Below are 14,085 nucleotides of genomic sequence, written 5' to 3'. Positions count from 1 at the left end.
CTAAAGGACCAGCTCGGGGTGGAGGTCCGCGGTACGCATCCGCCGTTTGCGGCCCGCGGTGGCGACCGTCAGCGTGAACGCGCCCGCCCCGAACCCGGCCAGGACCACGGCCGCGTGCACGATCGTCGTCACGGGACCACCGTCGACCGCGTGGCGTAACGCTTCCACCACGTACGTCATGGGCAGGAGCGGGTGGACCGCCTGGAAGATCCACGGCGTGGTCTGGACCGGGTAGGTGCCGCCGGACGACGTCAACTGGAGCATCAGCAGGACGAGGGCGGCGACGCGGCCGGCCGGTCCGAGTAGTGCCCCCAGCAGTTGCATCACCGCGGCGAACACGGTGCCGGTGCCGACCATCAGCGCCCAGGTCGCCCACGGGTGGACCGGGTCGAGTCCCAGTCCGAGGTGCACCACCGCGTAGAGCAGTGTCGCCTGGACGGCCCCCATCACCACGCCGGGAAGCAGTCCGGCCAGGGCGACCCGCAGCGGGTGTCCGGCCATCAGGTAGCGGCGGTTGATCGGCCGCAGCAGCATGTAGTTGATCATTGCGCCGACCCAGAGCGCGAGGGCCAGGAAGTAGGGCGCGAACCCCACGCCGTAGGTGCCGGCGGGGTTGCGGACCTGCCGGTTGAGGGCCACCGGGTCGGCGAGCACTCCGGCGCGGTCCGAGGAGTCGTCGTAGGAGGGGATCTGCGCGGCCCCGTCGGCGAGTCCGTCGGCGAGTCGTCCCGCGCCGCCGGTCAGGTCGGTCAGGCCGGAGGCCAGTCGGTGCCCGCCGGTGGAGAGTTCGGACAGTCCACCGTTCAGTTCCCGGGCGCCGCTCGACAGCCGGTAGATGCCGTTCTTCAGCGAGGTCGCGCCGGTGACCGCCTCGGCCGTGCCCGATTTCAGCTCGGCGGCACCGGTGGCGATGCTGTCCAGCCCGTCGGCGAGGTCGTCGACGGAGGTGCGGGCGGCCGCCACGTCGTCGGCCAGGTGCGGGGCCGCGTCGGCGATCTTCCGTGCGTTCCGGGCGACGGCCTGCAGGTCGGTGCGCAGCGACGTCAGGTCGGCGGCGTCGATCCGGTCGCGGATGGCCGTCGCGTCGGTGAGCAGCCGGTCCGCGAGTTGCCGTGCCGCGGCGATCCCGGGGGTGTCGTCCGGCAGTCCGTCCAGGTAGTCCCGCAGTTTCCGCGCGTCGGTCACCGTCTTGTCCGCGGCGTCCGTGACCGCCCCGATGTTGTCGGCGAGCGTGGCCGCGCCGGTGGCGACCTGGTCCGCCGCGTCCGCGATGGTCTCCGCGTTGTTCCGCAGTACCGGTTCGATCCGGTCGGCTGCCGCGTCCACCGTGTCGGCCAGTTTCCGGCCGCCGCGTGCGGCTTGCGCGGTGCCCGTCGCCAGCTGCGCCGCGCCCTCGTCGAGTTGTTCCAGCCCGTCTGCCAGGGCGTCCGCGCCGGTGCCGGCCCGGTTCAGTCCGGTGGCGAGTTGCCCGGCTCCGGTGTGCGCCGAGTCCAGGCCACCGGCCAGTGTGTCCGCGCCGTCCTCCGCCTGGTCGGCGCCGTCGTGCAGCTGGTCCGCGCCGTCGGCCGCCTTCTCGGTCTCGGTCCGCAGGTCGGTGAATCCGATCAGCATCTTGTCGTAGTACTTCGCCGACGCGCTGGCTGCCGCGGCCGCGCGGACCTCGTCGAAGGCGGTCCGGGCGAAGACCCCGGAGAGGTAGTTCGTCGCGTCGTCGCTGACCGCGTCGAGCTGCGCGGTCTGCGCCTTCTGCCCGGCGGTCGGTGCTCCGGCCAGCCGGGACGAGAAGTCCGCCGGGATGCTCAGCTCGATCTGGTAGGTGCCGTCGGTCAGCCCCGCCGAGGCGTCCGCCGCGTCCACCACGTGCCAGTCGAAGATCTCGCGGTCGATCAGTTCGTCGGCCAGGTCCTGCCCGGCGTGCACCGTTTCGCCGTCCTCGGTCTCGGCCGGCTGGTCCTGCATCACCAGCGCCGCCGGGATGTGATCGAGACGGCCGTAGGGGTCCCAGAACGCGTACAGGTACAGCGCCCCGTACAACAACGGCACCACTGCCAGCACCGCGAGCGCCGCGGCGGTCAGCTTCCCGCGCAGGAAGCGCCGCAGTTCCCAGCCGGCAAGCGACAATGCGCCCATCACTGTGCCTCGTCCTTCGATGTGGGGGCGTCACCCTCGGTGTCTGTTTTTTCTTGTACGCGGCCGGCAGTGACCAGCAACTCGACCGTCTCGGCCTGCCCCAGGTCTTGACCCGCTCGCAGATCTGTCAGAACGTCCGTCGGATCCGTTCCGGATGCGGACTCCGGGCCGGACCATTCGACGACCGCCCGGCCCGGCTCCCCGAGACGCGGATCGTCGAGCGTGACCGTCGCGGCCGCCCGTCCCGGCTCCAGTTCCCGGGCCGTCACCAGTACCGCCACCCCACCGGCCGTGACCGTGCCGAGCAGCCGCCACAGGTCGTCCCGTTCCGCCGCATCGAGTCCCGCGTCCACCCCGTCGAGGGCCAGCACCGACGGCCGGCTCAGTCCCGCCAGCACCACGCCGAGCACCTGGCGCTGGTACGGCGACAGGTCCCGTCCCCGCATCGCCGGGTCGAGCCCGTGCAGTGGCACCCCGGCGGCGTCCGCACCGGCCCCGGTGAGGAGCCCGCGCAGGCCCGGCCGGCCGAGCAGCGCCAGTCGTTCCTGGACGTGTTCGAGGACCGTCAGCACGGGTTCCGGCTCTGTCACGCCGGGAACGTGACCGAGTTCCGCCGTACCCGTCAGCTGGATCGTGCCGGCGTTGAGCCGCAGCCGTCTCGCCAGGGCGAGTAGCGCGGTGGTGCGCCCGCTGCCCGGTGGGCCGATGATCGCGACGGTCTGTCCGGGCTGGACCGTCAGGGTCAGGTCCCGCAGGAGCCAGCGGCGGTGGTGTCGCACGCCGGCACCGGTCGCGGTGAGCACCGACATGGCGGTCTCCCTTTTTAGACTGACTGGTCAGTGCAGAAACATACCCACGAAAGGTCGTCCGGCCCTGCCGAGGTGGTGGACATCACGCCCGGCGTACCGGCAGGATCGGGGACATGTCGATGCGATGGGGCATGACCGTGCCGCTCAGTGGCGTTCCGCTCGCCGATCACGCCGCCGTCTACACGGCCCTGGCCGACGCGGGTTTCACCGACGTGTGGTCCGCGGAGGTGAACGGCACCGACGGGTTCACCCCGCTCACCCTGGCCGCCGCCTGGGAACCCCGGCTGAGCCTGGGCACCGCCATCGCCCCGGTCTTCACCCGCGGACCGGGCCTGCTCGCGATGACCGCCGCCGCCCTCGCCGAAACCGCGCCCGGCCGTTTCCAACTCGGCATCGGCGCGTCCTCACCGGTCGTCGTCGGCGACTGGAACGCGACCGATTTCGATCGCCCGCTCGACCGCAGCCGCGACATGCTGCGCCTTCTGCGCGCCGCGCTCGCCGGTGAGCAGGTCGACGAGGCTTTCGCGACGTTCACGGTCAAGCGGTTCCGGCTGGAACGCCCGCCGGCCGTCCCGCCGCGGCTCATGCTCGCCGCGCTGCGCCCCGGCATGCTCCGGCTGGCCGCGGCCGAGGCCGACGGCGTGATCCTGAACTGGCTGGCCGCGTCCGACGTGCCCACCGCGCTCGCCGAGACCAAGGAGGCCGGGCCGGGCTTCGAGGTGGCCACCCGGATCTTCCTGATCCCGACCGAGGACGCCGCCTGGGCACGCACCGTGGGCCGACGCCTGATCACGTCCTATCTGACCGTCCCGGCCTACGCGGCGTTCCACCGCTGGCTCGGCCGCGGGGAGGCGCTCACCCCGATGTGGCAGGCGTGGGCGGCCGGCGACCGCAAGGGTGCGCTCGCCGCGATCCCGGACGCGCTCGTCGACGAGCTGATCGTGCACGGTTCGCCGGAGCAGTGCCGCGACCGGGTGCGCGCCTACGCGGACGCCGGTGTGACCGTGCCGATCATGGCGCTGACCCCGACGCCGGAGCTGGACCGCCACGGCCTGCCCGCCCTGCTGGAGCTGATCACCGCGCTCGGTCCCACGACGACGTGAGAACGGGCCTCAGATCCCGTCCAACGCGTCCCGCAGACGATCCAGCAACTCCGGCTGACTGAACGGCTTGGTGATCAGGATGGTGTGCGGTTCGAGAGTGCCCTCGCCGGTGATGAACGGCTGGGCGTACCCGGACATGAAGACCACCGGCAACTCCGGCCGGACCCGGCGGATCTCCTCGGCCAGCTGCTGACCGTGCATGTGCGGCATGATCACATCGGTCAGCAGCAGGTCGATGTGCAGATGCCGGTCCTCGACCGCCTTGATCGCCTCGGGCCCGCTGCTCGCGGTCAGCACCTGATAGCCGTTACGGGTCAGGATCCGTTCGGTGACCGCGCGCAGGGCGGCCTCGTCCTCCACCACCAGGATCGTCTCGCCGCCCCGTTTCAGCTGCTGCGGCGCGGACGGCTGGGCGGTCGCCGCGGCCACCTCGTGGGTCACCGGCAGCAACGCGACGAACGTGGTGCCGGCGCCGACCGTGGAGTGCAGGTTCGCGTACCCGCCGGCCTGCGTGACGATGCCGTAGACGGTGGCCAGGCCCAGACCGGTGCCCTCGCCCGCCGGTTTCGTGGTGAAGAACGGTTCGAAGACGCGTTCCAGCACGTCGGCGGGGATGCCGACGCCGGTGTCCGCGACGCGCAGCCGCACGTACCGGCCGGGTGGGGCGGCCGGGCGCATCGACTGGTCGCCGCCCTGGCCCACCACGTGGTTGCCGGTGTGCACGGTGAGCGTCCCGCCGCCCGGCATCGCGTCCCGCGCGTTGACCGCCAGGTTCAGCAGCACCTGTTCGATCTGCCCGGGGTCGGCCAGTACCGGACGCAGGCCCGGGTCCAGTTCGGCGTGCAGCCGGATGTGTTCGCCGAGCGTACGCAACAGGAGCTGTTCCACTTCGCGGATGACGACGTTGAGGTCGAGGACCCGAGGTCGGACCACCTCGCGGCGGCCGAAGGCCAGCAGCTGATGGGTCAGTTCGGTCGCCCGCTGCCCGGCCCGGAGCACCTGTTGCAGGTCGCCGGCCGCCTGCGACCAGGAGCCGCCCGGGTCGTCCGCGGCCGCCTCCTCAAGCAGGTCGGCGACCAGCGTGGTGTAGTTCAGCATCACCGCGAGCAGGTTGTTGAAGTCGTGTGCCACCCCGCCGGCCAGCTGGCCCAGGCTCTCCAGTCGCTGTGCCTGGTGCAGTTGCGCCTCCAGGCGTTCCCGTTCGGCGACCGCCGCGAGGCGCTGGTGTTCGGCTTCCATCCGCTGGCGTTCGGCGGCCGCCTCGATCCGTTCCGAGACGTCGCGGATCGCCGCGGACACGATCAGTCCGTCCTCGGTCTCCAGCGCGGACAGGCTGATCTCGGCCGGGAACTCGCTGCCGTCCCTCCGCCGCCCGCTGAGCTGGCTGCCGGAGCCCATCGGCCGGGGTTCCGGGTCGGCGAAGTACCGGTGCCGGTGGCCGGGGTGCCGGGTGCGCGCCGAATCCGGCACCAGCGTCTCGATCGGCAGGCCGAGGAGTTCGCTGCGCGGATAGCCGAACAGCCGTTCTGCCTGCGCGTTGACCAGGGTGATCCGGCCGTCCCCGGCGACGCCGACGATGGCGTCCGGGGCGGCCTCCAGCAGACCCTGGAACTTCGCCTCCCGCCGGATCCGGTCGCTGACGTCACGGACCGCCGCGACCACCATGTCCTCGGAGGCCAGCGCCGACAGGCTGATCTCGGCGGGGAACTCGCTGCCGTCCTTGCGCAGCGCGGCCAGGGGTACGCCGGCCCCCATCGCCCGTGGCTGCGGGTCGATCAGGTAGTCACGCCGGTGGGCCGGGTGCCGCGGCCGGAAGCGGTGCGGCACCAGCATCTCGATCGGCTCGCCGATCAGCTCGTGCCGTTCGTATCCGAACATGCGAACGGTCTGCGCGTTGACGACGGTGATCCGGCCGTCCCGGTCGACGCCGATGATCGCGTCCGGAGCCGCTTCGAGGAGGCCGATCACCACGGCGTCGGACGGTGCGCTCACCTTCTCCAGCCTAGGTCGGCCGTCCGCGCTTCTCAGCCGCTCGCCGAACGCGACCGGACGGGCCGTGGCAGGCTCAGAACAGAACCGTGGCGAAGGATCCCGCGGACACGAAGCCGCACCGGGCGTAGACCCGGCGGGCCGGCGCGTTGTAGTCGTTCACGTAGAGGCTGACCGTCGGCGCGACCCGGCGCAGCGCGTCCGCCACGACGGCCGCCATCGCCGCCGTGCCGAGTCCGCTGCCCCGGTGATCGGGGTGCACCCAGACGCCCTGCACCTGCGTGGTCCGCCGGGTGATGATCGCCAGTTCGGCCTTGAACACCACCTGGTCGCCGTCGAACCGGGCGTAGGCCCGTTTCTGTTTGACGAGCTCGGCCATCCGGCGTTTGTAGCCGCGGCCGCCGTCGTCCTGCAGTGGGGAGACGCCGACCTCTTCGGTGTACATCGCCACGGCCGCCGGGAAGAGCTGGTCGATCTCGTTCGACCGGACCAGCCGTACGCCCGGGTCGGCCCGCACCGGGGCGTCCCGGTCGGTGACCAGCAGCGGCTGGTGGGGGCGGACGTCTCGGGCCGGTCCCCAGTGGCCGCCGAGGCGGTTCCACAGGTCGAGGACCGCCTCGGACCGGCCGATGATCGAGGAGCAGACCCGGGGTTCGGCGCCGAGGAGGTCGGCGAAGGCCGCGGTGGCGGCGGGGGTGGCGCCGACCGGGACCAGGTGCGCCCCGGACCAGATGATCGACTCGATCCGGCGGCCCTGTTCGAAACCGTAGATCCGGCCGTCGGACCGCCACCAGTTCAGGCCGTGGGCGGCGACTCTCTCGGAGATCTGCGCGCCCGCATAGGGGTCGGCGTCCAGAATCCGCTCGACCGCCGCGCGCTCGGGCTCACCGAGCTGGCGAATGGGCACCGTCAACACAGGTACCACATTGCCAGATTCCGGCGTCGTGACACGTGCCGCGAGCCCACGATCCCAGAAACCCTTGCCGCCGACACGTTGCCGATATATCGTCTAACTATCGACGAACGAACGGAGAAGGAAATGAGGAACATGCACGAGGGACACGGCGGGTTCGGCTGGAGCGGCGAGGGCCGCCGGCGCGGCTTCGGGTTCGGCCCGGGATTCCCCTTCGGCGGCCCCGGCGGGCCGGGCGGATTCCCGCCCGACTTCGGCCGGCACGGCCCCCGGCGGGGCGGACGCGGCGGCCGGCAGAGCGTGCGGCCGGCGATCCTGGCACTCCTCCTCGAGCGGCCGATGCACGGCTACGAGATGATCCAGGAGCTGGACGCCCGCACCAACGGCATCTGGCGCCCCAGCCCCGGCTCGGTCTACCCGACCCTGCAGCTCCTGGAGGACGAGGGCAAGATCGAGGCCACCGCCGACGGCAGCCGCAAGAGCTTCCAGCTCACCGACGAGGGCCGGGCCGAGGCCGAGGCCGCGGCGCAGAACCCGCCGTGGGCCCAGATCGGCGACGAGACGATGAATCAGGTGCAGGACTTCCGCGACGCGGCAGTCGGCATCATGAGCGCGCTCAAGCAGGTCGGCTTCAGCGGCACGCCGGAGCAGCGGCAGAAGGCGCTCGAGGTGCTCAACGACACCAAGCGCAAGCTGTACGCCATCCTCGCCGACAGCGAGTGACGGTCACGTCCCGCGCGCCCGTCTCCCCACGGGCGCGCCGGGACCGGCGGATGACGGAGACGACCGTGATCGTGGCGAGCCCGGCATGGTGGTGGCCGACCGCTCGGAGGCGCTCCGGCAGCGAGAGTGCTTCCGGCGTACAGGAGAAGAAAGCGCAAGAGAAAGGCCCCACGCCGGTGCAGCGCGGGGCCTTTCCTCAGGAACCGGTCAGTGCACGGTGACCGTCGGGCCGGGAAGCAGCTCGCGGAGCTCGTCGGGCAGCTCGGCGCCCATCTCGTCGGCGAGGCGCAGAGCCTCCTCGACGAGGGTCTCCACGATGATCGACTCGGGGACGGTCTTGATGACCTTGCCCTTGACGAAGATCTGGCCCTTGCCGTTGCCGGACGCCACGCCCAGGTCGGCCTCGCGGGCCTCACCGGGACCGTTGACGACGCAACCCATCACGGCGACGCGCAGCGGCACCGGGAAGCCCTCGAGAGCCGCGGTGACCTGCTCGGCCAGGGTGTAGACGTCGACCTGCGCGCGACCGCAGGACGGGCAGGACACGATCTCCAGCCCGCGCTCACGCAGACCGAGGGACTCGAGGATCTGCTGACCGACCTTGATCTCCTCGACCGGCGGGGCGGAGAGCGACACCCGGATGGTGTCGCCGATGCCCTCGGCGAGCAGGGCGCCGAACGCCACCGCCGACTTGATCGTGCCCTGGAAGGCCGGGCCGGCCTCGGTCACGCCCAGGTGCAGCGGGTAGTCGCACTGCTCGGCGAGCTGCCGGTAGGCGCGGATCATCACGACCGGATCGTTGTGCTTGACCGAGATCTTGATGTCGCGGAACCCGTGCTCCTCGAACAGTGAGCACTCCCAGAGAGCCGACTCGACCAGCGCCTCGGCGGTGGCCTTGCCGTACTTCTCCAGCAGACGCTTGTCGAGCGAACCGGCGTTGACGCCGATCCGGATCGGGGTGCCGGTCTCGGAGGCCGCCTTGGCGATCTCCTTCACCTTGTCGTCGAACTGGCGGATGTTGCCCGGGTTGACCCGGACCGCCGCACAGCCCGCGTCGATCGCGGCGAAGACGTACTTCGGCTGGAAGTGGATGTCGGCGATCACCGGGATCTGCGACTTCTTGGCGATCGCGGGCAGCGCCAGGACGTCGTCCTGCGACGGGACGGCGACCCGGACGATCTGGCAGCCGGACGCCGTGAGCTCGGCGATCTGCTGCAGCGTGGCGTTGATGTCGGAGGTCAGCGTCGTGGTCATGGACTGGACGCTGACGGGGGCGCCGCCACCGACCAGGACCCCACCGACGTTGATCTGCCGGCTCTTGCGGCGCGGGGCCAGCGGCGGCGGGGGGAGGGCGGGCATTCCCAGACTGACAGCAGTCATCTCACTCACTTGAAGATCGTAATGGGGTTGATGATGTCCGCGGTGACTGTCAACAGGGTAAACGCGCCACCGATGAGGATGACCGCATATGTGACGGGCATCAGCTTGTAGTAGTCGACGCGTCCCGGGTCGGGGCGGCGGAAGCGCACGTAGAGCCAGGAGCGGACTCGCTCGAACCAGGCGATCGCGATGTGACCGCCGTCGAGGGGCAGCAGCGGCAGCAGGTTGAAGATGCCGATGAAGATGTTCAGCGAGATGAAGACCTGCCAGAAGACCTCGGGTACGCCCTTCTCGATGGCCTCGCCACCGATCCGGCTGGCGCCGACGACGCTGATCGGGGTGTCCGGGTCGCGCTCGTCACCGGTGATCGAGTGCCACAGGGCGGGCACCTTCTCCGGGATCCGGGCCATCGCCTTGAACGAGCCCTTCACGATGTACCAGCTGAAGTCGCCGGCGGCGGGGACCGCGGTGAGCGGGTTGTAGTGCAGGACCGAGGGCGCGTCGGTGGTCCAGCTGATGCCGGCGACCGAGACCTGCGAGACCGGGCCGTCGGCGTCCTCGACCGGCGTGCGCTCGGCGGTGACCAGGTCGACCGTGGCGGTGGCGGTCTGGCCGGCCCGCACGTACTCGAACGGGGTGGCGCCGGCGGCCGAGGCGCGGATCGCGTCGGTCAGCTCGCCGTAGTTGGCCACCGCGGTGCTGCCGACCTTGGTGATCAGGTCGCCGGTCTGCAGGCCGGCCGCCTTGGCGGGGGCGGCGAGCGCGCTGCCGGTGCCGGGCACGCAGTCGGCGGCGGTGTCGTCGAGCTTGGTCCGGATGCAGTCGCCGACGTAGATCATCGCGGGGGCGGCCCGCTGCGCGTCGGCGGTCTGCGGGATGTCGGTGTTGGGCAGACCGACGGTGGCGGCCATGCCCCACGCGCCGACCAGCGCGAGCAGGAAATGGGTGACGGAGCCGGCGCCCATCACGATCGTCCGCTTCCAGACCGGGAAGCGCCACATCGCGCGGTGCTGGTCCTCGGGGGCGACGTCGTCGTCCTGCGGCGTCATGCCGACGATCTTGCAGAAGCCGCCGAGCGGGATGAGTTTGAGACCGTATTCGGTCTCACCGCGCTTGAACGAGAAGATCGTCGGGCCGAAGCCGACGAAGTACTGCGTCACCTTCATCCCGAAACGCTTGCCGGTGATCATGTGGCCGAGTTCGTGCAGGCTCACCGAGATCAGGATGGTCAGCGCGAACGCCGCCGCACCAAGCCAGAACAGCATCAGGCTCCTTCAGCCACAGTCGCGATCGTCCGCTGCGCCTGGGCACGGGCCCACGACTCGGCGGCAAGCACGTCTTCGACGGTACCCGGCTCCGCGAAATCGGGGGCCGCCGCCAGCACCCGTTCCAGGGTGTCGACGATGCCCAAGAAAGGTAGCCGACCGGAGACGAACGCGGCCACACACTCTTCGTTGGCCGCGTTGAAGACGGCCGGCCGGCAATGACCGATCCGGCCCGCCTCCTTGGCCAGCTCGACCGCCGGGAAGGCCTCGGTGTCGAGCGGCCGGAACTCCCAGTTGTGCGCGAGCGTCCAGTCGACCGGGGTCGCCGCCTCCGGCACCCGGTCCGGCCAGGCCAGGCCGAGCGCGATCGGCAGCCGCATGTCCGGTGGGCTGGCCTGCGCGAGGGTGGAGCCGTCGGTGAACTCGACCATCGAGTGGATCACCGATTGCGGGTGGACCGTCACCTCGATGTCGTCGTACGAGATGCCGAACAGCTCGTGCGCCTCGATCACCTCGAGGGCCTTGTTCACCAGGTTCGCCGTGTTGATGGTGACCACCGGCCCCATGTCCCAGGTCGGGTGCTTGAGCGCCTCGTCGACCGTGACGTTCGCCAGCTCCTCGCGGCGGCGCCCGCGGAACGCTCCCCCGCTGGCGGTCAGGATCAGCCGGCGCACCTCACGGTCGGTGCCGCCGCGCAGGCACTGGGCGAGCGCCGAGTGCTCGGAGTCGACCGGGACGATCTGTCCCGGCTTCGCGATCCGGCGCACCAGCGGGCCGCCGGCGACCAGCGACTCCTTGTTGGCGAGGGCGAGGATCCGGCCCTCCTCCAACGCCGCCAGGGTGGGCGCGAGCCCGAGGCTGCCGACCACGCCGTTGAGCACCACGTCGGCCGGGTGCCGGGCCAGCTCGGTCATCGCGTCCGGGCCGGCAACGATCTTGGGAAGCTTGAAGTCACCGGTGGCCCAGCCACGTTTCTGCGCCTCGGCGTAGAACGCGAGCTGCAGGTCCTGGACGACCGACGACCGGGCCACGCCGACCACCTCGACGCCCAGCTCGAGGGCCTGCTCGGCGAGGAGGGGGACGTTGCCGCCGCCGGCGCCGAGCGCGACCACCCGGAACCGGTCGGGGTTGCGGCGGACGATGTCGATGGCCTGAGTGCCGATGGATCCGGTCGAGCCCAGCAGAACGAGGTCACGCATGTGGACCATCTTTCCGTAGTGGGTAAAGGCACCCCATGCGGGACCTCTTCCGGCCGTTGAAGGGGCGTGACGTCTCTCTTCACGCCGCGGCCGTCACTTTCTACGCCGGTATCGCGGTGGTGCCGGTCGCGTTGCTGGCGATCTGGCTGACCGGGCTGGCAATATCCGAAAAAATAGTTCTTGAATTGACAAACAGGACACTTTCCGCCCTGCCGGATGCGATCGGCGCGCCCGAGGCCCTCACGAAGCTGATCACCGCCGGACTCGGCCTGACGCCGCTGCAGGCCCTCGCCAGCCTGCTCCCGGCCACCCTCTACGGCGAGGGGCTGCGCCGCGCCTTCGTCTCGCTGCGGAAACCCGGCGAATCCCTGGTCGGCTGGCGCGGCCGGATCCTCTGGCTCCCGGTCCTGGCCGCCGCGCCCGCGCTGCTGCTGGCCTCGTTCCTCGCCCTGCCCACCACGAGCGGCTTCTGGGTCCGGGGCGGCTGGTGGTCCGTCCTCGGTGTGGTCCTGTCCTTCCTGTCCACCTGGCTGGTCCTGACACCGGTGGTGATCTGGGTGTACCGCTACATCGCCCCCGGCCGCCCACCCTGGCGCCCGACGATCCTGATCGGCTCGTTCACCGCGGCCAACCTCTCCGGCTTCCTGCACGGTTCCGTGCTGTTCTGCGCGCTGCCGCTGGACCTGGGTGTCCCGTTCGGTGGATTCACCGAGATCGGCGCGATGGTGGCGGTCGGCCTCTGGCTGTACCTCTTCCACCTGGTACTTCTGGCCGGGTTCGCGGTCACCCACACCGTCAAGACGTATTTATCGGACGATTCGCCGACTGAGCCGGACAGCCCCGCCGGGTAATCTCCGTCGCCATGACGCCCATTCCCGGCCGCGCCGACGTCGTGATCATCGGAGCCGGTCACAACTCCCTGGTCTCGGCGATCCTGCTGGCCCGTGCCGGCCTCGACGTCGTCGTCCTCGAGGCGGCCGGCCGGATCGGCGGGGCGACCCGCACCGAACGGCCGTTCGCCAAGGCACCGGGACTCGGCCAGTCCACCGGGTCCTACCTCCTCGGCCTGATGCCGCCGGAGCTGCTGAAAACCCTGGACGTGACGATCCCCACCCTGCGGCGTGACCCGCACTACTTCCTGCCGACACCGGGACCGGCCGGCTCGCCGTACCTGCTGTTCGGCCGGGACCGCGAGGACACCCGCCGGCAGATGGCGGAGTTCTTCTCGCCACGGGACGTGGCCGCCGACGAGGCGCTCGCCGTGGAGATCGCCGCGCTGCGGGCCGACCTGGCCCCCTCCTGGCTGGAGGAACCCGGCTCGGTGGAGGAGATCGCCGACCGGCACATCCGTCCCCAGCTGCAGAGCACCTTCCTCGACCTGGTGCGCGGCTCGGTCGTCGACTACCTGGCCCGGTTCGGCTTCAAGAGCGACCTGCTCACCGCGATGTACGTGGTGACCGACGGCCTCTCCGGCCTCAACGCCGGCCCCGACGACCCCGGCACCGGCCACAACTTCCTGGTGCACAACATGTGCCGGCTGCCCGGCGCGGACGGCACCTGGATGATCGCCGAGGGCGGGATGGGCACCGTGTCGCGGATCTTCGCGGAGACGGCCCGCGCCGCGGGCGCCCGGATCTTCACGGACGCCGAGGTCACCGCGGTCACCGTCGACAACCGCGCGGTCGGTGGCGTGGTGCTCGCGGACGGCCGTTCGATCACCGCACGCGTGGTTCTGGGCGGCTGCGACCCGTACCGTCTGATGAGCCTCGTGCCGGACGGCGCGCTGCCCACCGCGCTCACCGACCGGATGGCGGCGGTCCGCCGGACAGGGACCACCCTCAAACTCAACCTGGCGCTGCGCGACCTGCCGCGGTTCTCGTGCCTGCCGGCGGGCGCGCCGTCGCCGTTCGGCTCCACCATCCACCTGCTGCCCGGCGAGGCCCCGATGGAGTCGGTGCGCCGGATGTGGTCCGAGGTGCAGGCCGGCCGCCTCCCCGCGGAGCCGACCGTCGAGTGGTACCTGCACACCACCGTCGACGAGTCCCTGCGCGACGCGGACGGGAACCACTCGTCGGCGCTGTTCGTGCAGTCGGTGCCCTACCAGCCGGCCGACGGGTCCTGGGACGATCTCCTGCCCGGCTACGTGGATCAGCTGCTGGCGCTCTGCGACCGCTACGCGCCGGGCACGTCCGACCTGGTCGTCGACGTGATGCCGCTGACCCCGCCGGGCATCGAGAAGCACTTCGGCATCACCGGCGGGCACATCCACCACGTCGACAACACGGTCGCCTTCGACCAGCGGATGCCCTACGCGACCGGACTCGACGGCCTCTACGCCGGGTCAGCCGGGGCGCATCCGGCCGGCAGCGTCATCGGTGCAGCCGGCCACAACGCGGCGATCAAGATCCTTCAAGACCTTTAAGGGGTACGCGCTACCCGCCCCGTCCTCGCGAAAGAGGCGATCCGGGGCCGCACCAACCGCCCACTCCCCCTCAACCCATCCGTGTGTTGATTTCGGGCGCCCTGGACGCCCGAATTCACCACACCCCAAGCAGCGTGTTGATTTCGGGCGCT

At 71.0% G+C, this 14,085-nt stretch carries 11 protein-coding genes; 4 read left to right on the top strand and 7 right to left on the bottom strand.

Translation table 11 applies throughout. The features are described from left to right. Together WH85_RS09900 and WH85_RS09895 are read right to left on the bottom strand one after the other, a co-directional pair. On the bottom strand, window positions 1–2,130 hold the full coding sequence (locus tag WH85_RS09900) for a YhgE/Pip domain-containing protein (RefSeq protein WP_045741455.1): 2,130 nt from the start codon (window positions 2,128–2,130) through the stop codon (window positions 1–3). Next, complete coding sequence (locus tag WH85_RS09895; protein ID WP_063775479.1) at window positions 2,130–2,939, bottom strand: ATP-binding cassette domain-containing protein; 810 nt, start codon at window positions 2,937–2,939, stop codon at window positions 2,130–2,132. Before WH85_RS09895 ends, WH85_RS09900 begins: the two co-directional genes overlap by 1 nt. Window positions 2,940–3,052: 113 nt before the next feature. Between WH85_RS09895 and WH85_RS09890 the strand changes: the two genes are divergently transcribed. Next, window positions 3,053–4,042 (top strand): LLM class F420-dependent oxidoreductase, encoded by a 990-nt coding sequence (locus WH85_RS09890; RefSeq protein ID WP_245673875.1) that lies wholly within the window; start codon window positions 3,053–3,055, stop codon window positions 4,040–4,042. A 9-nt stretch (window positions 4,043–4,051) separates the two neighbouring features. On the opposite strand, the gene WH85_RS09885 is transcribed toward WH85_RS09890, so the two are convergent. Together WH85_RS09885 and WH85_RS09880 are read right to left on the bottom strand one after the other, a co-directional pair. Continuing rightward, on the bottom strand, window positions 4,052–6,034 hold the full coding sequence (locus tag WH85_RS09885) for a hybrid sensor histidine kinase/response regulator (protein ID WP_045741453.1): 1,983 nt from the start codon (window positions 6,032–6,034) through the stop codon (window positions 4,052–4,054). Between the two features lie 73 nt (window positions 6,035–6,107). Then, window positions 6,108–6,947 (bottom strand): GNAT family N-acetyltransferase, encoded by an 840-nt coding sequence (locus tag WH85_RS09880; RefSeq protein WP_045741452.1) that lies wholly within the window; start codon window positions 6,945–6,947, stop codon window positions 6,108–6,110. A 123-nt stretch (window positions 6,948–7,070) separates the two neighbouring features. Between WH85_RS09880 and WH85_RS09875 the strand changes: the two genes are divergently transcribed. Beyond that, a complete protein-coding gene (locus WH85_RS09875; RefSeq protein WP_045741451.1) occupies window positions 7,071–7,667 on the top strand; it encodes a PadR family transcriptional regulator in 597 nt (198 codons plus the stop codon). A gap of 207 nt (window positions 7,668–7,874) precedes the next feature. Here the strand turns inward: WH85_RS09875 and ispG are convergent, their stop codons facing one another. The 3 genes from ispG to dxr are packed head-to-tail and all read right to left on the bottom strand — an operon-like array spanning window position 7,875 to window position 11,520. Beyond that, a complete protein-coding gene (ispG, locus tag WH85_RS09870; protein ID WP_045741547.1) occupies window positions 7,875–9,047 on the bottom strand; it encodes a flavodoxin-dependent (E)-4-hydroxy-3-methylbut-2-enyl-diphosphate synthase in 1,173 nt (390 codons plus the stop codon). Between the two features lie 5 nt (window positions 9,048–9,052). Further along, window positions 9,053–10,312: a M50 family metallopeptidase gene (locus WH85_RS09865; RefSeq protein ID WP_045741450.1), complete on the bottom strand. Its 1,260-nt coding sequence runs from the start codon at window positions 10,310–10,312 to the stop codon at window positions 9,053–9,055. Then, window positions 10,312–11,520, bottom strand: a complete 1,209-nt coding sequence (gene dxr / locus WH85_RS09860) for a 1-deoxy-D-xylulose-5-phosphate reductoisomerase (RefSeq protein ID WP_045741449.1) — start codon at window positions 11,518–11,520, stop codon at window positions 10,312–10,314. The genes WH85_RS09865 and dxr overlap by 1 nt, the downstream gene beginning before the upstream one ends. A 26-nt stretch (window positions 11,521–11,546) precedes the next feature. On the opposite strand from dxr, the gene WH85_RS09855 reads away from it, so the two are divergent. Continuing rightward, entirely contained in the window at window positions 11,547–12,362 is an 816-nt protein-coding gene (locus tag WH85_RS09855; protein WP_045741448.1) for a YhjD/YihY/BrkB family envelope integrity protein, read from the top strand. Window positions 12,363–12,373: 11 nt separating this feature from the next. Continuing rightward, entirely contained in the window at window positions 12,374–13,933 is a 1,560-nt protein-coding gene (locus WH85_RS09850) for a phytoene desaturase family protein (protein WP_045741447.1), read from the top strand. Window positions 13,934–14,085 lie beyond the last annotated feature (152 nt).

The organism is Actinoplanes rectilineatus, from assembly GCF_000962825.1.
Taxonomy (GTDB): domain Bacteria; phylum Actinomycetota; class Actinomycetes; order Mycobacteriales; family Micromonosporaceae; genus Actinoplanes; species Actinoplanes rectilineatus.
This window is presented reverse-complemented; position numbering and strand designations above follow the sequence as displayed.